At 40.0% G+C, this 22,917-nt stretch carries 23 protein-coding genes and 1 other annotated feature; of the genes, 4 read left to right on the top strand and 19 right to left on the bottom strand.

All coding sequences use genetic code 11. From position 1 onward, the window contains the following. Positions 1 to 58 precede the first annotated feature (58 nt). From B7695_RS10070 to lysS, 4 genes are all read left to right on the top strand, one after another. Positions 59 to 901, top strand: a complete 843-nt coding sequence (locus B7695_RS10070) for a DUF368 domain-containing protein (protein ID WP_000954107.1) — start codon at positions 59 to 61, stop codon at positions 899 to 901. Then, on the top strand, positions 901 to 1,383 hold the full coding sequence (locus B7695_RS10065; RefSeq protein ID WP_084891502.1) for an aminoacyl-tRNA deacylase: 483 nt from the start codon (positions 901 to 903) through the stop codon (positions 1,381 to 1,383). Before B7695_RS10070 ends, B7695_RS10065 begins: the two co-directional genes overlap by 1 nt. After that, positions 1,383 to 2,000 carry a histidine phosphatase family protein gene (locus B7695_RS10060; protein WP_084891500.1) on the top strand — a complete coding sequence of 206 codons (618 nt, stop codon included), beginning with the start codon at positions 1,383 to 1,385 and terminating at the stop codon, positions 1,998 to 2,000. The genes B7695_RS10065 and B7695_RS10060 overlap by 1 nt, the downstream gene beginning before the upstream one ends. Positions 2,001 to 2,137: 137 nt before the next feature. Further along, positions 2,138 to 3,628, top strand: coding sequence for a lysine--tRNA ligase (gene lysS, locus B7695_RS10055; protein WP_049494865.1), 1,491 nt, complete (start codon positions 2,138 to 2,140; stop codon positions 3,626 to 3,628). Between the two features lie 166 nt (positions 3,629 to 3,794). Here the strand turns inward: lysS and B7695_RS10050 are convergent, their stop codons facing one another. From B7695_RS10050 to B7695_RS09960, 19 genes are all read right to left on the bottom strand, one after another. Beyond that, positions 3,795 to 4,634 (bottom strand): amino acid ABC transporter substrate-binding protein, encoded by an 840-nt coding sequence (locus B7695_RS10050; protein WP_084891497.1) that lies wholly within the window; start codon positions 4,632 to 4,634, stop codon positions 3,795 to 3,797. 9 nt (positions 4,635 to 4,643) lie between these two features. Then, positions 4,644 to 5,273, bottom strand: coding sequence for an amino acid ABC transporter ATP-binding protein (locus B7695_RS10045; protein WP_084891495.1), 630 nt, complete (start codon positions 5,271 to 5,273; stop codon positions 4,644 to 4,646). Between the two features lie 9 nt (positions 5,274 to 5,282). Continuing rightward, on the bottom strand, positions 5,283 to 5,924 hold the full coding sequence (locus tag B7695_RS10040; RefSeq protein ID WP_084891493.1) for an amino acid ABC transporter permease: 642 nt from the start codon (positions 5,922 to 5,924) through the stop codon (positions 5,283 to 5,285). Between the two features lie 303 nt (positions 5,925 to 6,227). Next, positions 6,228 to 6,383 carry a hypothetical protein gene (locus tag B7695_RS10035; protein WP_000502582.1) on the bottom strand — a complete coding sequence of 52 codons (156 nt, stop codon included), beginning with the start codon at positions 6,381 to 6,383 and terminating at the stop codon, positions 6,228 to 6,230. A gap of 9 nt (positions 6,384 to 6,392) precedes the next feature. Beyond that, on the bottom strand, positions 6,393 to 7,703 hold the full coding sequence (gene obgE / locus B7695_RS10030) for a GTPase ObgE (RefSeq protein ID WP_000061642.1): 1,311 nt from the start codon (positions 7,701 to 7,703) through the stop codon (positions 6,393 to 6,395). 69 nt (positions 7,704 to 7,772) lie between these two features. Continuing rightward, positions 7,773 to 7,907: a DUF4044 domain-containing protein gene (locus tag B7695_RS10025; RefSeq protein ID WP_084891490.1), complete on the bottom strand. Its 135-nt coding sequence runs from the start codon at positions 7,905 to 7,907 to the stop codon at positions 7,773 to 7,775. Positions 7,908 to 7,965: 58 nt separating this feature from the next. After that, a complete protein-coding gene (locus B7695_RS10020; protein ID WP_084891650.1) occupies positions 7,966 to 8,142 on the bottom strand; it encodes a PspC domain-containing protein in 177 nt (58 codons plus the stop codon). A gap of 29 nt (positions 8,143 to 8,171) precedes the next feature. After that, positions 8,172 to 9,497, bottom strand: a complete 1,326-nt coding sequence (locus B7695_RS10015) for a glycosyltransferase family 4 protein (RefSeq protein WP_084891488.1) — start codon at positions 9,495 to 9,497, stop codon at positions 8,172 to 8,174. Between the two features lie 15 nt (positions 9,498 to 9,512). Next, the gene (gene cpoA, locus B7695_RS10010) at positions 9,513 to 10,556 is read right to left on the bottom strand and encodes an alpha-galactosylglucosyldiacylglycerol synthase (RefSeq protein WP_239822283.1); all 1,044 of its coding nucleotides are present in this window, start codon (positions 10,554 to 10,556) and stop codon (positions 9,513 to 9,515) included. Between the two features lie 115 nt (positions 10,557 to 10,671). Next, positions 10,672 to 11,001, bottom strand: a complete 330-nt coding sequence (locus tag B7695_RS10005) for a metal-sulfur cluster assembly factor (protein WP_000331929.1) — start codon at positions 10,999 to 11,001, stop codon at positions 10,672 to 10,674. Between the two features lie 14 nt (positions 11,002 to 11,015). After that, positions 11,016 to 12,125, bottom strand: a complete 1,110-nt coding sequence (gene rpoD, locus B7695_RS10000; protein WP_000201905.1) for an RNA polymerase sigma factor RpoD — start codon at positions 12,123 to 12,125, stop codon at positions 11,016 to 11,018. 2 nt (positions 12,126 to 12,127) lie between these two features. Then, positions 12,128 to 13,888: a DNA primase gene (gene dnaG / locus B7695_RS09995; RefSeq protein ID WP_084891487.1), complete on the bottom strand. Its 1,761-nt coding sequence runs from the start codon at positions 13,886 to 13,888 to the stop codon at positions 12,128 to 12,130. A gap of 89 nt (positions 13,889 to 13,977) precedes the next feature. After that, positions 13,978 to 14,736, bottom strand: coding sequence for an ABC transporter ATP-binding protein (locus B7695_RS09990; protein WP_084891485.1), 759 nt, complete (start codon positions 14,734 to 14,736; stop codon positions 13,978 to 13,980). Beyond that, complete coding sequence (locus tag B7695_RS09985) at positions 14,733 to 15,599, bottom strand: ABC transporter permease (RefSeq protein ID WP_084891645.1); 867 nt, start codon at positions 15,597 to 15,599, stop codon at positions 14,733 to 14,735. The genes B7695_RS09990 and B7695_RS09985 overlap by 4 nt, the downstream gene beginning before the upstream one ends. A gap of 75 nt (positions 15,600 to 15,674) precedes the next feature. Next, on the bottom strand, positions 15,675 to 16,670 hold the full coding sequence (gene trpX, locus B7695_RS09980; RefSeq protein WP_000792149.1) for a tryptophan ABC transporter substrate-binding protein: 996 nt from the start codon (positions 16,668 to 16,670) through the stop codon (positions 15,675 to 15,677). Between the two features lie 110 nt (positions 16,671 to 16,780). Continuing rightward, positions 16,781 to 16,998, bottom strand: a binding site (T-box leader). 94 nt (positions 16,999 to 17,092) lie between these two features. Next, positions 17,093 to 19,789, bottom strand: coding sequence for a phosphoenolpyruvate carboxylase (gene ppc / locus B7695_RS09975; protein ID WP_084891483.1), 2,697 nt, complete (start codon positions 19,787 to 19,789; stop codon positions 17,093 to 17,095). 24 nt (positions 19,790 to 19,813) lie between these two features. Next, positions 19,814 to 21,037 carry a cell division peptidoglycan polymerase FtsW gene (gene ftsW / locus B7695_RS09970; protein WP_084891481.1) on the bottom strand — a complete coding sequence of 408 codons (1,224 nt, stop codon included), beginning with the start codon at positions 21,035 to 21,037 and terminating at the stop codon, positions 19,814 to 19,816. 160 nt (positions 21,038 to 21,197) lie between these two features. Next, the gene (prsA, locus tag B7695_RS09965) at positions 21,198 to 22,136 is read right to left on the bottom strand and encodes a peptidylprolyl isomerase PrsA (RefSeq protein WP_084891479.1); all 939 of its coding nucleotides are present in this window, start codon (positions 22,134 to 22,136) and stop codon (positions 21,198 to 21,200) included. Positions 22,137 to 22,202: 66 nt separating this feature from the next. Further along, a complete protein-coding gene (locus B7695_RS09960; protein WP_084891477.1) occupies positions 22,203 to 22,916 on the bottom strand; it encodes an O-methyltransferase in 714 nt (237 codons plus the stop codon). Position 22,917 lies beyond the last annotated feature (1 nt).

Raw genomic sequence — 22,917 nt, 5'->3', positions numbered from 1 at the left:
TTGATTGTGATACAATATAGTAAGGATTTTTTGAAATAGAAATAGTTGGAGGAAAAATATGCTCTCATGGTTAGCACGCCTTATTAAAGGGATTGTAATTGCTCTTGGATTTATCCTACCGGGAATTTCCGGAGGGGTTCTAGCAGCAATCTTAGGAATTTATGAACGAATGATTGGCTTTCTGGCCCACCCCTTTAAAGACTTTAAAGAAAATGTTTTGTACTTTATTCCAGTTGCCATCGGTATGCTTCTGGGAATCGGCTTATTTTCCTACCCGATTGAATACCTGCTTGAAAATTATCAGGTCTTTGTTTTATGGAGTTTTGCGGGTGCCATCATTGGTACAGTCCCTAGCCTTCTCAAAGAATCAACTCGAGAATCTGACCGAGACAAGATTGATTTAGCTTGGTTCTGGACGACCTTTATTATTTCTGGATTAGGACTCTATGCCTTAAATTTTGTCGTTGGAACCTTAAGTGCTAGCTTTCTTAACTTCGTCCTAGCAGGCGCACTATTGGCCCTTGGCGTATTAGTTCCTGGCCTCAGCCCATCAAACCTACTTTTGATTTTGGGCCTCTATGCTCCTATGTTGACTGGTTTTAAAACCTTTGACCTCTTGGGAACCTTCTTCCCGATTGGAATCGGAGCAGGCGCAACTCTCATTATTTTTTCAAAATTGATGGATTATGCCTTAAATAACTACCACTCACGCGTCTATCATTTCATCATCGGTATCGTCCTATCAAGTACCCTTTTGATCTTGATTCCAAATGCAGGAAACACTGAAAGTATCCAATACACTGGTATTTCTCTTGTTGGGTATGTCATCATCGCCTTCTTCTTTGCACTGGGAATCTGGCTTGGTATTTGGATGAGCCAATTGGAGGATAAGTATAAATAATGGCAAAAAAAGTTAAAATCAAAAAAACATTGGTAGAACAAATCCTGTCTAAAGCAGGTATCCCACATCAGGGGATTCAAATCAATGCCCTGGAAGGAGAACTTCCTCAAGATTATGAACGAGATCAGATTTTCAAAACCTTGGCTCTTTTGGGAGACAAGACAGGACCAATTATCGGAATTGTCCCTATCACTCAACACTTGTCGGAAAAGAAACTAGCCAAAATTTCTGGCAATAAAAAAGTGAGCATGATTCCACAAAAGGACTTGGAAAAAACAACTGGTTACATTCATGGAGCCAATAATCCTGTTGGTATTCGTCAGAAACACAATTATCCCATTTTTATCGATAAAATTGCTCTAGACTTGGATCAAATGATTGTCTCTGCTGGCGAAGTTGGTCACAGCATTATCGTTGCTCCACAAGACTTGGCTAGCTTTGTAAAGGCAGACTTTGTAGATATTTTGGAGGACAGCAAGTAATGAAACTCTACTTTGTCCGCCACGGTCGTACTGTCTGGAACCAAGAAGGTCGTTTTCAAGGTGCTAGTGGAGATTCTCCCCTTCTTCCTGAATCCATTGAAACCCTAAAACGACTTGGCCAGTATCTTAAGGAAATTCCTTTTGATCAGATTTATTCAAGTGATTTACCTCGAGCGGTCAAATCTGCTGAGATTATCCAAAGTCAACTCAAGACGCCCTGTCCTTTAGAAAGTGTTCCTAATCTCCGTGAATGGCAGCTGGGGAAGTTGGAAGGTTTGAAAATTGCAACCTTGGAAGCTATTTACCCACAACAAATCAAAGCTTTCCGATCTAATCTTGCTCAATTTGACACACAAATGTTTGGAGCCGAATCCCTCTATAGCACCACACAACGGACCATCCAATTTATCAAATCATTAAAAGATAGTCCAGCTGAGCGTATTCTAATTGTCGGACACGGCGCCAATCTTACTGCCAGTCTTCGTACTCTTCTAGGTTATAAAGAACCACTTCTTCGTAAAGATGGCGGTCTAGCAAATGCCAGCCTGACAATTCTAGAAACCCATGATTTTGAAACATTTACTCTCGATACTTGGAATGATACTTCCTATCAATAACAGAACTTGATTATAGCGTCAAGTTCTTTTTAGTTTTGAAAGATTATTCGTGAATTTCTTGCTTATTTATGATAAAATGGGAGTATCGCAAAAAATGACTCATCGTATTCTATTTTGAGTAAAACTAGGAGGATCCCATGTCAACAGAACATATGGAAGAACTAAATGACCAGCAGATCGTTCGCCGTGAAAAAATGGCTGCGCTCCGTGAACAAGGAATCGATCCTTTCGGAAAACGCTTTGAACGTACTGCAAATTCACAAGAATTAAAAGATAAATTTGCTGACCTCGATAAAGAACAATTACACGATAAAAACGAAACAGCTACTATCGCAGGACGCTTGGTAACCAAACGTGGTAAAGGTAAAGTTGGATTTGCCCACCTTCAAGATCGCGAAGGGCAGATTCAAATCTACGTTCGTAAGGATGCTGTCGGTGAAGAAAACTACGAAATCTTCAAAAAAGCAGACCTTGGTGACTTCCTTGGTGTCGAAGGTGAAGTGATGCGTACAGATATGGGAGAACTCTCTATCAAAGCTACTCACATCACACACTTGTCTAAGGCCCTTCGTCCTCTGCCAGAGAAATTCCACGGTTTGACAGATGTTGAAACAATTTACCGTAAACGTTACCTTGACTTGATTTCTAACCGTGAAAGCTTTGAACGCTTTGTCACTCGTTCAAAAATTATTTCTGAAATTCGTCGTTACCTTGACCAAAAAGGTTTCCTTGAAGTGGAAACACCTGTTCTTCACAACGAAGCTGGTGGTGCTGCTGCCCGTCCATTTATCACCCACCACAACGCTCAGAATATTGATATGGTGCTTCGTATAGCGACTGAGCTTCACTTGAAACGCCTTATCGTTGGTGGTATGGAGCGTGTCTATGAAATCGGCCGTATCTTCCGTAACGAGGGAATGGACGCTACTCATAACCCTGAATTTACTTCTATCGAAGTCTACCAAGCTTATGCAGACTTCCAAGACATTATGGACTTGACGGAAGGTATTATCCAACATGCTGCTAAAGCTGTTAAAGGCGATGGTCCAGTTAACTATCAAGGTACTGAAATCAAGATTAACGAACCATTTAAACGTGTTCACATGGTGGATGCTATCAAGGAAATTACTGGTGTCGATTTCTGGCAAGACATGACTTTCGAGGAAGCCAAAGCTATCGCTGCTGAGAAGAAAGTTCCAGTTGAGAAACACTACACTGAAGTTGGCCACATCATCAATGCTTTCTTTGAAGAGTTTGTTGAAGAAACCTTGATCCAACCAACCTTTGTCTATGGACATCCAGTAGCTGTATCTCCACTTGCTAAGAAGAATCCTGAAGACGAACGCTTTACTGACCGTTTCGAGCTCTTCATCATGACTAAGGAGTACGGTAATGCCTTTACTGAGTTGAACGACCCAATCGACCAACTTAGCCGTTTTGAAGCCCAAGCTAAAGCTAAAGAACTTGGTGACGATGAAGCGACAGGTATCGACTACGACTACATCGAAGCTCTTGAATATGGTATGCCACCAACAGGTGGTTTGGGAATCGGTATCGACCGTCTCTGCATGCTCCTCACTGATACAACTACTATCCGTGATGTATTGCTCTTCCCAACAATGAAATAATACTCTTCGAAAATCTCTTCAAACCACGTCAGCGTCGCCTTGCCGTACTCAAGTACAGCCTGCGGCTAGCTTTCTAGTTTGCTCTTTGATTTTCATTGAGTATAAGCTCTTATCCTCTGGCTCTTGTCAGAGGATTTTTTGATGCAAAAAAAGACTGAGTAAAAACTCAATCTCTACTTTTCACTTCTTTGGTTGCCACATCTTCTCCAAACCATTTCTGGCTAATCTCTTGGAACTTCCCTTCTTGGTATAGTTGAACAAAAGCTTGGTTTAAAGCTTGGAGTAATTTTTTATCTGCAGGTCTGACACCGACAGCAAAAGATTCACTCTCAAATCCAACTGAAAAGACATTATAGTCATTTAATATTCCTTCAGACTGGAGATAATAATTAGCATACACTCGGTCAATTAACAAGGCATCAATACGGTCATTCTTCAAATCGATCAAGGCTTCATTGAAACTCTGGTATTGATTGGCCTTCTGGTCTTTGACACGATTTTTCAATAAGTCTGGCTGGGCTTCAAAGTCTAAATAACCAGAAGAACCTGCTTGAGCTCCCAAGGTTTTATCCTTCATATCCTCTACTGAACGAATTTGCTGGCTTTTCTTGGCAACCAGAACTTGCTGATTTTCCATATATGGAATGCTAAAGGCAACCTTTTCTCGGCGTTCATCAGTGGCAGAATAGCCATTCCAGATGGCGTCTATGGTTCCATTTTGTAGTTCCGTTTCCTTCATATCCCAGTCGATTGGCTGAAATTGAACCTTAAAACCTAATTTTTCAGAAACTGCTTGTGCCAAATCAATATCAAAGCCTGTATATTGGCCATTCTTTTCTTCAAATCCCATGGGTACAAAGGTATTGTCAAAACCGATGGTCATACTCCCCTGCTCTTGATACTTATCCCAGTTATCCTGCTTTGGATCACTAGCTTTCTGAGTACAGGCCGTTAAAAAGAGAGTCAGGAGAGAAACCAATACTAAAGCAATTTTCTTATTAGTCATCGGCACCTCCTACTTGGGCTCAACCTTGAGAATCTGATCTGCGATATTTTCAGCAAATTGTAAATCGTGGGTAACCACAATCTGGGTCATGCCAAGTTCCCTATTTTGCAAGATTAGTTTTTCCACTTCCAAGCGTAATTCTGGATCCAGTGCAGAAGTTGGTTCATCGTAACCTATGATTTCCGGGTCAATCATCATAGCACGCGCCAAGGCCACCCGCTGCTTTTGCCCACCTGATAGTGAGAATGGATAAGCATCTGCGTGCCCTGCTAAACCTAACTGTTCCAAGAGTCCATGCGCCTTCTTCTCTGCCTCTTCCTGCTTCATTCCCATGGTTTTCACAGGCGATAAGGTCAAATTATCTAGAACTGACAAATGAGGGAAAAGTTGAAAATCTTGGAATACAAATCCTAGTAGATTGCGCTTCTCCAATTCATCCAATTCTAAGGGTTCTCCATTATAAAAGATTTGACCTGAATCAATGGTTTCAAGACCTGCAAGCATGCGTAAGAGAGTTGTCTTACCTCCACCAGAAGGCCCAACGATAGCCAGGATTTGTTTTTCAGGAATGCTTAGACTGAAATTGGACAAAATTTGCTTTTCGCCAAATCCCTTATTGATATTTCGTAATTCTAACATGGTAGCCTCCTATCTATAGTAACTGTACTTCTTCTCAACTTTTTTTGCAAGAATGGTCACAATCCCAATCAAAATTAAGTAAATGGCTCCTGCCAAGAACATAGGAACCAGACTAGCATCACGGTTGGCAGCTGTTCGGCTCGCTAAAATAAGGTCTGAAATTCCTAGAGCATAAACCAGAGAAGTATCCTTGACCAAACTCATAACCTCATTAAAAACACTAGGGAGAACAATCTTGGTCACCTGTGGTAAGATAATATAGCGCACTGTGTCAAAAGGATTAAACTTCAAGACCTTAGCAGCCTCATATTGACCTTTAGGAATTGTATCAATCCCTCCACGGAAGATTTCAGCAAAGTAAGCCGCATAATTCAAAACAAAAGCAATGATAGCCGCAGGAAGGCGATCTAAACGGATCCCAATACTTGGTAGCACATAATAAATAAAAATCAATTGCAAAAGCAAGGGGGTGCCCCGCATGATCCAGATATAAATATTAATCAGATGATGGAGGAGCTTCCAATGGACTTGCAAGGCAAAGGCAATCAAAACGCCCAAGGGAATAGAAAAGATCAAGACCAGCACAAAAACCTGTAAAGTCATGCTTGCACCGCTCAATAAACTCGGTAATATCTCAAACAAATAAGACATACTAACACCTCCTAAAAATAATTGCTCCTATTATAGCATAAATAAACTAAATAACCAACTATTTTTGTAAAAAAATTCTTTTTAATAGAAAAAATACGGTGTATTGAAGCTAGAATAGGACAACACGACTTATAAAGCCTTGTTAGAAATTTGATTTGAATTCCCTAGTCTATTTATTTATATTCTATTTTAATATATTATAATTTATAAGTGAAAAGAAAGGACAAATTTTGCCCTTTCTCGATCTTAGCTTCTATTTGTTACAGTTAACTTGACTGATAATTGGAGTTTTATCTTACGTATTTAAGATGGATTTTCTTTTTTAGTTCGTGCCAATCTCAAGGCACGATTTGGATTGAGACGATTAAATAGTTCTTCCAATTTCTTTTCATTCCAAACGTCTGCGGCGGAAACAAAATTACCATCCGCATCTCGGAAAGATATCGGTTTATCTCCCATATCAATCTCCTAGTCTACAAATTCAAACTCAAATTTACCAATGCGGACCAAGTCCCCATCCTTAGCACCACGCGCACGAAGGGCTTCATCAACCCCCATACCACGAAGCTGGCGGGCAAATTTCATGACAGATTCGTCACGATCAAAGTTGGTCATATTAAAGAGTTTCATCAGTTTTTCACCAGAAAGCACCCATGTCGCATCGTCATCACGGCTAATTTCAAAGGCTTTCTCTTCCTCGTCAAAGCCGTAGTAAGCTTCTTCTTCCATATCTGACTCATCATAGAGCAAGAATTCTGGTGTCTTGTCTAACAATTCAGCTGTAGCATCCAAAAGCGTAGCCAAACCTTGCTTGGTCAATCCGGAAATTGGGAAGATAGCTGGTAACTCTTCAAATTCATCATAGTTTTCAGCCAATTTTTTCTTAAATTCTTCAAGATTTTCCTGACTCTCAGGCATATCCATCTTATTGGCTACAATAATCTGTGGACGCTCCATGAGACGAAGATTATACGACTCCAGCTCTTTATTGATGGCAAGATAATCCTCATAAGGATCACGGCCTTCGCTAGCTGACATATCAATGATGTGAAGGATGACACGGGTACGCTCGATGTGACGGAGGAACTGAGTTCCCAAACCAACACCTTGACTAGCCCCTTCAATCAAACCTGGTAAATCAGCTACTGCAAAGGATTCACCTGATTGGGTACGAACCATACCTAGATTTGGTACAATTGTCGTAAAGTGGTAGGCGCCGATTTTAGGTTTAGCTGAGGTAATAACACTTAAAAGGGTTGATTTCCCTACTGATGGGAAACCCACTAAACCGACATCTGCCAAGATTTTTAGTTCCAATTGTAACTCACGTTCCTGACCTGGTTCTCCATTTTCAGATATTTCCGGTGCAGGATTTTTTGGTGTCGCAAAGCGGATGTTGCCACGTCCACCACGACCACCGTGGGCAACGATAAATTCTTGACCATGTTCAATCAAATCTGTCAAAACCTTGCCAGTCTCTGCATCACGGACGGTTGTGCCTTGTGGTACACGAACACGTAAATCCTCAGCACCACGACCATGCATTCCTTTGGTCATGCCTTTTTCCCCAGAATCAGCCTTGAAATGGCGATTGTAGCGGAAATCCATCAAGGTACGTAAACCTTCGTCTACAACGAATACGACGTTACCACCACGACCTCCATCACCACCCCAAGGACCTCCATTGGGGACATATTTTTCACGGCGAAAAGCGACCATGCCATCGCCACCATTACCAGCCTTGACCTTAATCTTGGCTGTATCTAAAAACATACTCATTATTATCTTCTCACTTTAAAAAAGGGCTGGGAAATCCCAGTCACTAATGTTACTTTTAGGTAATCCGATTTATAGATTACTCAAGGCACCAATTGCAGTTGCAAAAATTCCAAGCAAACTTGCAATCAACATAATAAACACGATTAGTAAGGTTAATTTTTCAAACATGGTTTTTTTACGATTTCCATTATCTCCAAATGCCATTTTTTTCTCCTTCGTTACATTCTACTTTCTAATATCTTAGCATGAATTCAGCTAGTTTTCAATAGTCACTTGCTACTGGTGCAATAATCCATAAAATAATATAGGCTATAATTCCAGCTCCATAACCAAAAGCAAGAACACCCCATATTACGCGAACAATAGTGGGATCCATATCAAAATAATTAGCCACTCCAGCACAAACACCTGCAATCTTTTTGTCACGCCCACTTCTCATTAATTGTTTTTTCATAGCTGTTCCTCTTTCTATTCTTCATGGTCTTTCCAATAATCTCTTATGCTGATCAACTGTGTTTTTGAAGCCTTCAGCATGCGTCTAGAGCCTTTTACGGGTACAGCAACTACCTGTTGTGGTAAATACAAAACTGTCTTAAAAATACGCTGACTGACCGTATCATCTTTTGCTAAATCTTTCTGGAAATTATTTGAAATAATAGCATCAAGATAAAACTCATGCACCCGTTTTCCAAAATTCTCAGCTGAAATCTCATATAATTTCTCTGATAAGGTATGCTCATTCATGTCTGGTGTTGCAATCAGGGCTTCCAAAATAGCACCAGCCAAATCATGTTCTCCATAGTACAAGGTTCCAAACATTTTATCACTGATAAGATTGTCCAGATAAGGATTTCCGTGCGCAATGACAGGCGTCCCACTGGCCAAGCTTTCCAAATATGTCAAACCCTGCGTTTCACTTGTCGATGCCGAGATGAAAAAATCTGCTGCCTTATAATAAAGAGCTGTCTCACTAGGAGCAATCATTCCTGTAAAGATGACGGAGTCTTGAATCTCTAGTTTCTTGGCTTGCTCTTTGAGGTCATCCAGATAAGGCCCATCCCCAGCAACTACCAGTTTCACCTTGTCTTCCTCTCTCAGAACTTCTGCAAAGGCTGCTAATACTGCTTGAATATTTTTTTCATAGGAAATTCTGGAAAGGCTGAGCAACATCTTTTCATTATCTTGAATCCCTAGTTTACTACGCAGTTCTTTTAAATTTTCTTGCTTGATTTCTGGACGCTCAAACTTAGCTAATTCAATTCCAGTTGGAATAACTCGCTTTTCCACCTTGACCTTATAGTCAGATAGCAAGTCTCGGACAATCTCACTCGGGCAAATCACCCCATCCACATCATGCAAAAAACCTCTAACCAGATACTTGACCATACTAGGACGAATCAACATTCCCTTAGCAATATAATGCACATAGTCTTCGTATTGGGTGTGATAGGTATGGATGACTGGAATCTTCAATTCACGCGCAATCCAAATCCCCAACAAGCCAAGAGAAAATTCTGTCTGAGTATGGATAATATCTAGCTGATACTGTTTGGCAATTTCAAGTGCCTTGCTAAATCCTCGGTAGGCAAAGCGGCGATCCTTAAATGCAAAGAAGGGAACACTTGGAATGCGGATAATTTGCCAATCTTCATAACGATTGACATCCTTATCTGTCGTCGTAAAGATAAAAACAGCGTGTCCCTGCTTTTCAAGTTCGGTTTTCAAGGTTCGAATACTGGTCGCAACACCTGAAACCTGAGGAAAATAGGTATCTGTAAATAAACCAATTCGCATAGATTACCTCACTTTTTACTTTCTCCCTAAAGCGGCTTGTTTTTCATAAAAATCCAACCAGATTTGCAACAGATGCTCTTCAGAATACTCTCTGGAAATATTCTTAGCTTTTTCTTTGAGGTCTTTTAAAGCAACAGGATTTGCTTGATATTCCAGAATAGCTTCTTTCATCTCTTCTCTATCTGCTGTCGCCCGATAATTTCCCTCCAAAATTACCTTATAAAGATCCAAATCACGCAACATAATAGGAGCTTCACAACTAGCAGCCTCTAAAATAGTCATAGGGAATAGCTCATTGTAACTAGGTAACAAGAAAAGATCTGCTAGGGCATACAATTCGCGCATTCGCTCTGGCGATACAATACCTGGAAAAATCAAATTTTTAGGGGGATTGTCCATAATTTTCTTGTAACGCTCATAACCATCTGTCATACCACCAAAAGAGAAACCACCGGCCCAGATAAAGGTAATCTGAGGCAATTCCTCAGCCAGACGGATAAAATCGTCAATCCCTTTGCGTTTCTGAACTTGACCAGCACCTACTACGATAAACTGATTGTCACTAAGACCTAGCTCTGTACGCAGTCTCGCTACCTCTTCCTGTGGAAGAGGATGCCATTTTTCCTTGTTGACAAAGTTAGGGATATAGGTCACTTTTTCACGTGGAATACCAGCTGCCACCAAATCCTCAATAAACATAGGATTGACCACCACCAAGTGCTCCATCCGGTTGTAAAAAGAAAATACATAGCGTTTAACAATTCCCTTTAAGAAAAATGGAATTTTCAAACTCCCCTCAAGTGTATCAGGCAAGAAATGCACATAGCCAATTTTCCTTCCTGAGCGTTTCTTTTGGAATGTTGATAAATAATAGGGGAAATCAATTGTATGAAAGTGAGTCACATCTGCCTCTATTGGAAGATTTTCTGTAACAAGCAATTGGTCCTTGGCATCACGGTGAAGAAGACGAACTAATTCACGGTAAGCACCTGAAACTCCTTGTCCTGCTACTTTCTCACTTGAACTCAACATATTGATGCGTAATTTCTTTTTTTCCATAACTACTATTATATCATTTTCTTTGAATAAAATCAGCAAAAGAAAGGAGAGACTAGAGGAAAAGAAGAGGAAATTTCCTCGCTTTTCCAATAATCTCTCACATGCTTTTATTTGTTTACTTAATGCCTAGGGCAATGCGTGCATAGCGACTCATTTTTTCAACGGTCCAGGCTGGATACCAAACCAATTTGACCTCAGTATCCGTTACTTCTGGAACCTCGGTCATAGCATCATAAATCTGATCAGTCAAAAGGTCTGCTAGGGGACAACCCATAGTTGTCAAAGTCATATCAATCTCTGTTTGCCCTGTGTCACCGTCAAAACGAATCTCATAAATTAAACCAAGATTGACAATATCGATTCCCAACTCAGGGTCGATGACTTCTTCCAAGGCTGTTAAAATGCGTGTTTTGATGTTTTCAATTTGCTCTTCTGTATAAGCCATATTCATCCTCACTCTTAGTCTTCAATAAAATCACGAAGCGGTTTGCTGCGACTTGGTTGGCGTAGTTTTCTCAAAGCTTTAGCTTCAATCTGACGGATACGCTCGCGAGTCACGTTAAAGACTTTACCAACATCTTCAAGGGTGCGCATTTTTCCATCATCTAGCCCAAAACGCAGACGTAGAACATTTTCTTCACGGTCTGTAAGAGTATCCAAGACCTCATCCAACTGCTCACGCAAGACGATACGAGTCGTATAATCCACTGGATTTTCAATCACTTCATCTTCGATAAAGTCTCCAAGGTGGCTATCATCCTCTTCACCGATTGGTGTTTCAAGGGATACCGGTTCTTGGGCAATCTTCAAGATTTCACGAACCTTGTCAGGTGTCATATCCATACGTTCAGCGATTTGTTCTGGTGTTGGATCTTGTCCCAATTCTTGAAGGAGATTACGCTGTTCACGAACCAATTTATTGATGGTTTCAACCATGTGAACTGGGATACGGATGGTACGAGCTTGATCTGCAATAGCACGAGTGATAGCCTGACGAATCCACCAAGTTGCGTAAGTTGAAAACTTGAACCCTTTAGAATAGTCAAACTTGTCAACCGCCTTCATCAAGCCCATATTTCCTTCTTGAATCAAGTCAAGGAACTGCATACCGCGTCCAACATAGCGTTTGGCAATAGAAACAACCAAACGAAGGTTGGCTTCCGCAAGACGTTGTTTGGCTTCGATATCGCCAGCTTCAACTGCTAGTGCTAATTCTTTTTCCTCTTCATTGGTCAAAAGAGGAACGACTCCGATTTCTTTCAAGTACATACGGACAGGGTCATTGACCTTAGCCGAAGTTGAACCAATCAAGTCCTCGTCACTGAGTTCTGGTTCTTCTTCAGCACTAAGAACACGCGCACTTGGATTTCCTTCGTTATCTGTGATAGAAATTCCTGCATCTTGAATCCGTTGCAAGAGATCTTCAATTCCATCAGCGTCCAAGGTAAAAGGAACGACAAGACTAGCATTGATTTCATCATCTGTTGCTGTCCCTTTTTGCTTATGATTACGGATAAATTCTGCTACTTGTACGTCAAATGTTGTTACTTCTTTTTGTTTTGTTGCCATTATTACTCCATTCTTCTCTTTTGGGAAATTAAACGTTCCAATTCTTCTAAGGCTGTGTCTGTATCTCCTACATGGCTAGCTTCCTGCACCTTCTTTTTGATTCTCATATTGTCCTGATTCAAGAGAGCCTTGTTTCGAGTCATTTCTACTTCACTTAGTTCCTGAGGTGACATCTCAGCAGGTAAATCCTGAGCTAAGACTTGGTACCAAGCTCTTTCAACTTCCTCTGTCTGTTCTGCTAAAACTTCTGGAGGAAGATTGCCATACTGACCAAGCAAGTCATATAGGACCTGAAATTCAGGAGTGTCAAATGAAAAGTCGTCTCGCAAACGGTAATCGTTCAAAACAAGAGGGGATTCCATCATCCGATAGAGTAAATGGGCTTCTGCTCTCATAATAGCTGATAACTGCTTGGTGACAGGCATAGTGATTTGCGTCGGTCTGGAAATTCCTTCCATTCGATTCTGCCTTTGCGCCTGACGACTCTCATTAACAATCTGCTCAATCTGGGCATAATCAAAGGATGCTAGACTGTCAGCTAAAATATGAATATAGCTGTTTTGAGCAGTGATAGACTTTTCTTGAACAATCAAGGGAGCTATTTTTTCAATAAACTCAATCTGAGCCTGCAGATTTTCACTATTTTCAGGCTTATACTGGTGAATGTAAAACTCAATCGGACTAATACGAGTTTTCGTTAATAGATAGGCCAAATCTTCTGGACCATTTTTTTGTAGATACTCATCCGGATCCAAGTTATCAGGCATGCTGACGATTTGCACAGGTATATCACCAATTTCGTCCAGCGCTTTCAAAGTCGCAGCTTGCCCAGCCTTATCGCCATCGTAAACAAGAACCAACTTCTTGGTTAACCTTTTCAGATGCTCAACATGCTCACGACTCAAGGCTGTTCCCATAGATGCCACAGCGTTTTCGATTCCAGCCCGATAGGCTGCAATAACATCCATGAACCCTTCCATGAGGTAAATCTCACTGGTTTTACCAGAAGATTTTTTTGCCCTATCCATATGATATAATTCGTAACTTTTGTTAAAAATTGCAGTCGATCGGCTATTTTTATACTTAGAAGTTTGTGAATCCGTTTTCTGCCAGATACGACCTGAGAAGGCAATAACCTTTCCTTGGTCATTTGTCAAGGGAAACATAATGCGATTGTGAAAGGTGTCTACAAATTGATTAGCATCCGAGAGATAAAACAGGCCTGAATCCAAGAAATCCTCTTCACGATACTGACCAGACAAACGTTGATGAAGATAGTTGCGTTCTGGAGGTGCTAAACCAATCCGAAAATGCTTGAGCACTTCATCTGTCAAACCACGCTGATAAAGGTAGTTTCTGGCCTCTTCCCCCATGGTCGTTGTCATGAGAATAGCATGATAAAATTTGGCAGCATCTTCGTGCATATCATAAAGAGCTTGGTGGGGTGAAGCTGGCTTCTGTTCACTATAAAGCGGTTTTTCCACCTCTATCCCAACACGCTGACCTAAGATTTGGACAGCCTCCATAAAGGGAACCCCTTGGTACTCCTCGATGAACTTAAAGACATCACCTGAGCGACCACAACCAAAACAGTGGTAAAACTGCTTGTCCTCTACAACGTTGAAAGAAGGTGTTTTTTCACCATGAAAAGGACAGAGCCCTAGATAGTTCCGTCCTGCCTTTTGTAAAGAAATCACATCTCCTATGACTTCCACAATGTTGGCATTGTTTCTGATTTCTTCAATGACTTGTTTGTCAACCATACACAATACCTCCATGTTATCATAGTTTACTTTATATAGTATACTTTATTTCAGAAAAAAAGTAAACCATTTCACTCATTTTCCCTACTTTATTCAAAGAGTTGATAATAATCAGAGATTTTCATTTTTGCTTTTTCTTCTTGTTTCAAATCTTGGATAATTCGTCCTTCTTTCATGACAATCAAGCGATTGCCATACTTAAGAGCATCTTCCATATGGTGGGTAATCATAAGAGCTGTCAGCTGATCTTTCTTGACAAATTCATCTGTCAATTCCATTAAAGCAACACTGGTTTTTGGATCAAGGGCTGCAGTATGCTCGTCCAACAAGAGTAATTCAGGACGCTTCAAGGTTGCCATCAAGAGACTCAGAGCCTGTCTTTGTCCACCTGATAAGAACTCAATCGGTGTATTCAAGTGTTTCTCAAGACCATTTCCCACTTTTTCAATTGTTTTCTGAAATTCATCCTTATAACTAGTCAAGCGTCTTGGGAAGAGTCCACGTTTTTCACCACGAAACTTGGCAATCAAGAGATTTTCAGCCACCGTCATACGAGGAGCTGTCCCCATCTTAGGATCTTGGAAAACACGAGACAGATACTTGGCACGCTTCTCGGGTGAAAACTTGGTAACATCTTCACCCAAAATACGGATTGTTCCACTGGTTAAGGACAAGGTGCCTGCAATGGTGTTAAAGAGAGTTGATTTACCAGCACCATTTCCACCTAATATCGTGATAAAATCCTGTTCAAAAATTTCTAAGGAAACATCATTTAAAATAATCTTTTCTTCATCAAAGCCATTTTTAACAATTTTTGTGGCATTTTTTAATTCTACAATTGCTGTCATTTGGTTAATTTGGCTCCTTTCAAGATTGTTTGCTTAAATGTTGGAATCATGAGGCAGACTGCTAAAATCACGGCACTGTATAGACGGAGGTAACTTGTATTAAAGCCAAGCGCGATAACTGCCCACACTAAGAATTGATAGGCGATAGAACCCACAACGATTGTAACCAAACGCTCTGCCAAGCTCAAACTCTTGAAAATAACTTCTCCAATAATCAAACTTGCAAGCCCCACAACGATAACCCCGATTCCTCGAGATACATCGGCATATCCTTCTTGCTGGGCAATGAGAGCTCCTGCAAGGGCAATTACCCCATTTGATAAGACCAAACCCATGAGCTCCATGCGTCCAGTATGAATTCCAAAACTTCTAGCCATATCAGGATTGTCACCTGTAGCAATGTAAGCTTGTCCGAGTTTAGTGTCCAAGAAAAAGAGCATGAGAGCAATGACAAGACTGACAAAGATAAGACCTGTCAAGAGTTGGTTCAAGTCTGAATCAAAAGGCAAGACATCCTGAATTTGCTTGGTTCCGAGCAATCCTAAATTTGCACGTCCCATAATCAAGAGCATGATAGAGTGACAGGAAGTCATCACCAAAATCCCTGAGAGCAAGGTTGGAATCTTCCCTTTTGTATAAAGAAGGCCTGCTGCCATTCCAGCCAAACAACCTGCTCCTACAGCAACAAGTGTCGCTAAAAAAGGGTTCACGCCTTTGGTTATCAGAGTGACAGCAACAGCTCCGCCAAGAGGGAAGGAACCTTCTGTCGTCATATCTGGAAAGTTTAAAATCCTAAATGTCATAAAGATTCCCAAACCTAAAATAGCCCAGACAAATCCTTGAGAAATAATAGATAATATCATTTGTTTCTTAACCTTTTCTATATGATTTCTATTGTAAAAAATTGGAGGAGATGTCCCCAACTCCTCCATTGTAGATTATTCAATCACTTGTCCTGCTTCTTTTAGAACAGATTCAGGAATCGTAATACCTAGCTCTTGTGCCAATTTTTTGTTGATTACTGACTTACCAGTTGAAAAGACATTGACTGGAGTATCAGCTGGTTTTGCACCTTTCAAGACTTGCGCAATCATTTTACCAGTTGCCACACCAAGGTCGTGTTGGTCAACTACAACGGATGCCAAACCACCTGCTTCTACCATGGCAGTCGCGCTTGGGTAAATCGGTTTTTTAGCTGATTGGTTGCTTGATACAACAGTTGAGAAGGCTGAAGCAATAGTGTTATCAATTGGAACCCAGATAGCATCGACCTTGCTAGTCATAACATTAACTGTTGAAGCAATTTCATTTGTTGAAGGAACTGCAAATGTTTCCACTGTCAAACCTGCTTTTTCAGCAAAAGCCTTAAATTCTTCGACCTGTGTTTTTGAATTGTCTTCGCTACTTGAGTAAAGAGCTCCGATTGTTTTCACATTCGGTGTAAGAGCCTTGATGAGTTCAACTTGTTGCTGAGCTGGATTGTGGTCAGATACCCCTGTAATGTTGCCACCTGGTTTTTTCAAATCTTTGACCAAGTTAGCACCAATTGGGTCTGTAATAGCAGCCATGATAACCGGTAGGTCTTTTGTGGCGCTTGCCAAACCTTGAGCAGCTGGTGTTGCAATACCAACCACAAGGTCATTACCATTTGCAACCAATTGTTTACTCATTGTCGCAACCTTACTTTGGTCACCTTCTGAGTTCATAAAATCGATTTTAACTTGATCATCTTTATATCCTTCTTCTGCAAGTCCATCTTGAATCCCTTTATAAATCAAATCAAGAGATGGATGGCTCACAAACTGAAGAACACCAACTTTGGCAACTTTCTTTTCATTCTTAGCTTCTGGTTTATTCATTGAAGAGTAAATCAAGCTTCCTGCTACTAAGACTGCTAATGCAGCGATAATTCCAATTAAACGTTTATTTTTCATTATATTTTTCCTTTTTAATCCTTTAAAATACTTCACTTATCTAAACAAGCGACGCCATCGTTTTCTTTCCATACTAACCTCCATCAAAAAGTCCTCACACAAAAAACTTGTGTGAGGACGTCGATGCGCGGTACCACCTCAATTATAGGAAATTTCCCTATCGCTCTGTCTCGCAATAACGAGATGCACTGTAAGGTGTGCTCACCGAATTTTTATGATTTCAAATTCTACATAACATTCAGCCCAATTTTCATCATCATCACTTATCTGTTTTCAGCTACCACAGACTCTCTAAAAAGTTTGAATGATTACTTTTCCGAATGGTTAAATTATATCATTTTTCAACTACTTGTCAAGACTCTTTTAGCATTTTTTTGAAATAATCAAAAACTTCCCCTATAGAAAAGAGGAAGCTTTAGGTATCAGCCTGAATTACGCAATCCTGTCGCAATTCCGTTGATGGTTGTATGGATTAATTTTTCTTGATCGCTTGATAATTCTCCTCGGCGTTGACGTTTAATCAACTCCAACTGGATATAGTTGAGGATATTAAAGTAAGGCATACGGTAATCCAAACTTGCTTTTAGATATGGATTTTCAGCTAAAAGTTCATCATATCCTTCGATAGCCAAGATAACTTCCTTGGTAACTTGCCATTCATTTAAAATTGTCTCATAGATTGCTTTTACTTGATCATCTTCACACAGTTTGGCATATTCAAAAGCAATGTTCATATTTGATTTTGACAATACCATGTCGACATTTGAAAGAAGCGACTGGAAGAAAGGCCAATTTTGATACATATCTCGTAGAATAGCGATATTTTCTGGATTCTTATCGATAAATTCTTTGAAACTTGATCCGACACCATACCAGCCAGGGAACATAACACGACTTTGCGACCATGAGAACACCCAAGGAATAGCTCGCAAACCACCGATTTCAGTAATAGTCTTACGAGCGGCTGGGCGAGAACCAATATTAAAGCTTGAAATAGCCTTAATTGGACTTGACTCAAAGAAATAATCATAGAAATGGTCATTACCAAAGACTAAATCACGGTAGATATCATAACTACGGTCCACTACTTGGTCCATAATGGCTTCATATCGATTTGAGGTGTTGGTATCACTCTTCTTCTGCGTAATCATACGGTTAATGGCTGCTGAAACCAGCATTTCAAGGTTATAGTAAGCAGCGTCTTTGTTACCGTATTTATTCCCAATTACTTCACCCTGCTCCGTCAAGCGGATACGATCCTTAATAGACTTGAGCGGTTGAGAGGTGATGGCTTCATAGGTTGGTCCACCACCACGACCGACAGTACCACCACGGCCATGGAAGAAGGTAACCTTAACACCAAATTCATCTCCAATAGCAGTCAATTGTTGTTGAGCCTTGTAGAGGGTCCAACATGATGATAGGTAGCCACCATCTTTATTACTATCAGAGTAGCCAAGCATGATTTCTTGGTAGTTATTGCGCGAAGCAATCCATTTCTTAGCAAGAGGAAGAGAAAGATATTCTCTCATGGTTTCTTCTGAGTGGTCCAAGTCCTCGATTGTTTCAAAGAGAGGAACGATTTGGACACGGGCTCTTTCTTTATCAACTAACCCTACTTCTTTTAGCAAGATAGCCAATTCCAACATGTCTGATACGCTGGTTGCATGTGAAATAATGGTTTGACGAATAACATCATCACCCAACTTATCTTTCAACTTACGAGCAGCTTTAAAGATGGCCAATTCTTTTTCAAGTAACTCTGATTTTTCAACATGAGTGGCAGAAAGAATACGTGGATCTTCTTCTAATTCTTTCAAAAGAAGCTGGCATTTTTCTTCTTCACTTAGTTCGCTATAACGCGAATGAATTCCTGCTGATTTCAAAAGTTCAGCTACACAGGCTTCATGAACACTAGAATCTTGACGCATGTCAATAGATGCCAAATAGAAACCAAAAATTTCAACTGCCTGGATCAACTCAACAAAATCACCAGAAATCAGTGCTTCACCCTTATTTTCCATGAGGGAATCACGAATAGTAATTAAATCCTTATAAAAATCATTGGCTGTTTCATAGCGAGCCCCAACTTCCTTATCCTCAATCAGATAGGTTTTTGTTGCTTGGATTTTTGATTGAATATCAAACAAGGCACGACGATAAAGCTCTTTTTCACGGTAAATAGAATTATCCTTGGATTGACGAGCCATTTCTCTGACTTGCTTGCTCACATTGACAATACTGGTTGAGAGGGAGAATTCACGATAGAGCTGGTAAATCTTTTCATCATAGTAGTTCATGATGACTTCACACTGAGTCATAGCAGATTGTTTCAAGGTATCTGCTGTAACAAAAGGATTCCCATCACGGTCTCCACCAATCCACATTCCCATGGTAATTGGCTTAGGATGTTTCAACTCCAAACCGTGTTTTTTAGCCAGACGCTTGTACTCAGCAGTCAAATGAGGAACAGCCTTCAGGAATGAGCTATTGTAGTATTCCATAACATTCGTGATTTCATTGGTCACTTTCAATTTCTTTTCACGAATCATATCTGTTTGCATGATAATCTCAATGTAACGACGGAGATCATTATGCCATTTTTCCTTATTAATCAAGCCTAATTTCACATCACGATACTTACGCAAGAGGGTATGGATATGGTTGGTCAAATCCAACATACTCTTACGTTGCACTTGTGTTGGGTGAGCTGTCAAAACAGGAACAACATTCAAATGTTCTAAAATTTCAACCGCATTTTCTTTTTCTGCAACCATTTTAATCGTTGCTGATAATTTACCAAGATAATCTTGATCGATATTATTTTGGTGGTTGATTTCATAAGCCAAATCCACGTCTTCTGAAATATTAATCAAGAGGGGCAAGATAGAGAAATAGCGTGAAATATAAGCCATTTCATCATTTGACAGACTAGTAACTAATTGGTTCAAGCCTTGATAATCTTCTTGAGTTGATAATTCCTTCAACTGCATGATTTTTTCAAAAGTTTCTGGAGCAAGCATATTTTTAGTAATATCTTCTAACAATTCTGTTAAAATCAATACTTCTTCTTGCACGACAGCTTTATTACTATAGTTTTCTAATTTTTGAAGAGACATAGGTAATCCTTTCCACTATCAGCTCTACATATAGTGTGATGAGTGAGCTTCTAACTCCTCATATAATTGGGCACGTTTTTCACTTGCATCAATATTTAAGACAAAGGCGATGGCTACAGATAAGACTAGGAGACTGTTACCTCCTTGCGATAAGAAGGGGAAGGTAACTCCTGTTGAGGGAATAATACCAGAAATTCCACCGATATTAACAAAGACCTGTACCAACATCATCCCCCCAACTCCAATCGCCATCATGGAATTAAAGGGATTCTTAGCACGAATTCCTACTAGGATAATTCGCAAAATGAGGAAAAAGACAAGTGCTAAAATCAAGCTGGCACCCACAAATCCAAACTCTTCAATGACAATTGAAAATACAAAGTCTGTATGGGCTTCTGGTAGATAGCCACGTTTTTCGATTGAATTTCCTAAACCTAGACCAAACCAACCACCATTGACCATGGCAAAGTAGGAATTTGCAAGTTGGTGACCTGCTCCTGCCAAATCAGCAAAGGGATTAAAGTAGGCACTGAAACGCTTGGCCACATATCCAAATACTGGAACTTTTAAAAACTTATCAACCCCTATCATATCAATAGCTGTTAAGGAAAGGGCGGAAACGCCAAACAAAAGACCGATAAAGGCTACAAACCAGCGATGAGCAATCCCACTAACTGTGTACATAATCAAGGCAACCAAAGCTAGGATAGTAGCATTCCCCAAATCTGGGAAAATAGCCAAACTTCCTATCATGACCAAGAGGACAAAACGCCAATCATTAAAAGCACGAGGAAGCCATTGATTTTGAGTTAAAACTTGGAAATCATAAACAGCAATTTCATCCTGTTGTTTTGAAAAACGTTGGGCCAAGTACCAGACGATAATAATCTTCAAATACTCAGCTGGCTGAATAGTCAAAGGTCCTACTGATATCCAACCATAGGCTCCATTAACCGGCGTACCAATTAAGCGAGCCAGAGCCAATAGAATTAGCTCAACAAACATAACAATAAATAAAAGTCGTTCTTTTCTTAAAAAATTCAGTTTCAGCTTATATATCAAAGCAATCAATATTAAACTAAAGCCCCAAAACATTCCCTGACTTCGAACTAATTGCAGGGCACTTTTACCTTCTTCGATAAGAATAGCACTGGTTGTAGAATAAACAACAATTAAGCCCAAAATAGATAAAAGCAAATAAGGAACTAGGATAGAATAGTTTAATAGGTGCCTCTTACTAATCTTCATAGTATCACCAATCTAATGAGAACAAAAGAAATTATTCCCAAATTCCGTTTATTTTCTAGTTTTGATTGCTATTATACCATTTTTTCCGAAAGAAAAAAACTCTTACCCTTAAGATAGAAGATTTTCTCATAAGAAAAAGAGCACTTGGCTCTTTTCTGTTTTATTCTTTTGAAGAACTGCTTGAGCTTGAATCTCCACCACCGATATATTGAGTGAAAATATTTTGGAAGGCTTGATCTTTAACCTTGATGTTGGCTGCCTGCAATTCTTTTCCGATAATACTTTGAACAAATGACGCATCATTTTGTTTTTGAGTTAAGATAACAGTTTTTAATTTTTCTTTGTAGTCATCAATATTAGATGATTTTTCTGTTTTCTTAGTGAGTTTTACAATGTAATATTGGCTGCTGTAGGCTTGTGTTCCAGTAACACTAATCACATCAGAAATACCGTTTACATCTAAAGCGAAAGCTGCTTTCTTAACTTGATCTGGTACTTCTGTTGAAGCAGAGTCAAAAGTGATTTCTCCACCGTTCGCTTTGGTTTTTTCATCAGTTGAGTTATCTTTAGCTAATTGAGCAAAGTCTGCATCACTAGCTTTTGCTTTTTCAAGAATTTCTTTGGCCTTGTCTTCATTGTCCAAACGGATAATTTGAGCCGTTACATCTGGAGTGTATTCGTCAAAGGCTTTCTTATAAGCATCATCTGTCAATTCAGCTTCTGCTGCCTTCTTAACTGCCAACTCAACTAATTTACTTGTACGAATTTGAGCTTTACGTGTTTCAAGAGTCATACCTGCTTGTGACAAGACACGTTGGTAGTTATCACCGTATTGTTTTTCTTCCTGAGCTATAGTATCATCGACTTCTTTGTTATCTACTTCTGAGCCATATTGCTTCTCAAATACTTTTTGGATGGTCAAGTTCAACAACACTTGTTGAGCTGAAGGGTTGCTTTTCACTTGCTCATAAAATTGATGTTCAGTGATAACATCTCCTTTCATGCTGATAAGGTCTGCTCCTTCTGAACCTTTCGAACAAGCTGCTAAAGTTGCTACTGATAATAGTGTAATGGCACCTGCCAATAGTTTTTTCTTCATGTCTACTCCTTTGAGATAAGTGTTACCCTATCTATTTTACTATATTTTCTTAAATTTTTCTGAAAATCATTCGCTTTCAGGCAGTTGAACATCTGCTACATTTTTACGAAGCATGAGAATACCGTCCCCCAGAGGTACTAATGTTGCGGTGAGTCCTGGATTGTCTAAGGTTGCATCAAATAGTCTTTGAAGGCCTCTGTATATAGTTCGCTGGCCACGACGGACTTCCATAATATCCTTAGCAACATCACCACCTTGGAAAATATCATCCAAGACAACCACACCTCCAACGTCCAAATGTTTGAGGATTTCTGGCAGAAAGACGATATATTTAGACTTGGCTGAATCCATAAAGACGAAATCATAGGACTCTGTCAGGGTAGATAAGATATCTACCGCATCTCCCTCTAGGAGAGTGATTTGCTTGCGACTGTCAAACTGGGCGAAATTTTCCTTGGCAAATCCAATCATCTCTGGATTGCGGTCAATGGTTGTAATCTTGGCGTTTGGCGCATGTTCCGCCATCAAGAGGGCTGAAAAACCGATAGCCGTCCCAATTTCCAGAATGTTTTTAGGTTGTATGGTTTCCATGAAAAAACGGAAATAAGCAACCGTTTCATGGGGGATGATGGGAATGTTTTCCTTGCGAGCAAAGTCTTCCAATTCTTTCAGGGAACCTGTGACTTGCTTTTGACGCTGACGCATCAAGTCCACAATTTCTTCTTTGACAACAGGACGACGCATGTTATGGTTGGCATTCTTACTATACGATTCAACCATC

This window comes from Streptococcus mitis, from assembly GCF_002096845.1.
Classification (GTDB): Bacteria; Bacillota; Bacilli; order Lactobacillales; family Streptococcaceae; genus Streptococcus; species Streptococcus mitis_A.
The sequence above is the reverse complement of the archived record's forward strand: the minus strand, read 5'-3'. Positions and strand labels throughout refer to the sequence as shown.

Bases quoted from the DNA above. Each gene is read 5' to 3' on its own strand.
- B7695_RS10070 (WP_000954107.1), top strand. From the start codon at position 59: ATGCTCTCATGGTTAGCACGCCTTATTAAAGGGATTGTAATTGCTCTT.
- B7695_RS10065 (WP_084891502.1), top strand. From the start codon at position 901: ATGGCAAAAAAAGTTAAAATCAAAAAAACATTGGTAGAACAAATCCTG.
- B7695_RS10060 (WP_084891500.1), top strand. From the start codon at position 1,383: ATGAAACTCTACTTTGTCCGCCACGGTCGTACTGTCTGGAACCAAGAA.
- lysS (WP_049494865.1), top strand. From the start codon at position 2,138: ATGTCAACAGAACATATGGAAGAACTAAATGACCAGCAGATCGTTCGC.
- B7695_RS10050 (WP_084891497.1), bottom strand. From the start codon at position 4,634: ATGACTAATAAGAAAATTGCTTTAGTATTGGTTTCTCTCCTGACTCTC.
- B7695_RS10045 (WP_084891495.1), bottom strand. From the start codon at position 5,273: ATGTTAGAATTACGAAATATCAATAAGGGATTTGGCGAAAAGCAAATT.
- B7695_RS10040 (WP_084891493.1), bottom strand. From the start codon at position 5,924: ATGTCTTATTTGTTTGAGATATTACCGAGTTTATTGAGCGGTGCAAGC.
- B7695_RS10035 (WP_000502582.1), bottom strand. From the start codon at position 6,383: ATGGGAGATAAACCGATATCTTTCCGAGATGCGGATGGTAATTTTGTT.
- obgE (WP_000061642.1), bottom strand. From the start codon at position 7,703: ATGAGTATGTTTTTAGATACAGCCAAGATTAAGGTCAAGGCTGGTAAT.
- B7695_RS10025 (WP_084891490.1), bottom strand. From the start codon at position 7,907: ATGGCATTTGGAGATAATGGAAATCGTAAAAAAACCATGTTTGAAAAA.
- B7695_RS10020 (WP_084891650.1), bottom strand. From the start codon at position 8,142: ATGAGAAGTGGGCGTGACAAAAAGATTGCAGGTGTTTGTGCTGGAGTG.
- B7695_RS10015 (WP_084891488.1), bottom strand. From the start codon at position 9,497: ATGCGAATTGGTTTATTTACAGATACCTATTTTCCTCAGGTTTCAGGT.
- cpoA (WP_239822283.1), bottom strand. From the start codon at position 10,556: ATGGAAAAAAAGAAATTACGCATCAATATGTTGAGTTCAAGTGAGAAA.
- B7695_RS10005 (WP_000331929.1), bottom strand. From the start codon at position 11,001: ATGGCTTATACAGAAGAGCAAATTGAAAACATCAAAACACGCATTTTA.
- rpoD (WP_000201905.1), bottom strand. From the start codon at position 12,125: ATGGCAACAAAACAAAAAGAAGTAACAACATTTGACGTACAAGTAGCA.
- dnaG (WP_084891487.1), bottom strand. From the start codon at position 13,888: ATGGTTGACAAACAAGTCATTGAAGAAATCAGAAACAATGCCAACATT.
- B7695_RS09990 (WP_084891485.1), bottom strand. From the start codon at position 14,736: ATGACAGCAATTGTAGAATTAAAAAATGCCACAAAAATTGTTAAAAAT.
- B7695_RS09985 (WP_084891645.1), bottom strand. From the start codon at position 15,599: ATGATATTATCTATTATTTCTCAAGGATTTGTCTGGGCTATTTTAGGT.
- trpX (WP_000792149.1), bottom strand. From the start codon at position 16,670: ATGAAAAATAAACGTTTAATTGGAATTATCGCTGCATTAGCAGTCTTA.
- ppc (WP_084891483.1), bottom strand. From the start codon at position 19,789: ATGTCTCTTCAAAAATTAGAAAACTATAGTAATAAAGCTGTCGTGCAA.
- ftsW (WP_084891481.1), bottom strand. From the start codon at position 21,037: ATGAAGATTAGTAAGAGGCACCTATTAAACTATTCTATCCTAGTTCCT.
- prsA (WP_084891479.1), bottom strand. From the start codon at position 22,136: ATGAAGAAAAAACTATTGGCAGGTGCCATTACACTATTATCAGTAGCA.
- B7695_RS09960 (WP_084891477.1), bottom strand. From the start codon at position 22,916: ATGGTTGAATCGTATAGTAAGAATGCCAACCATAACATGCGTCGTCCT.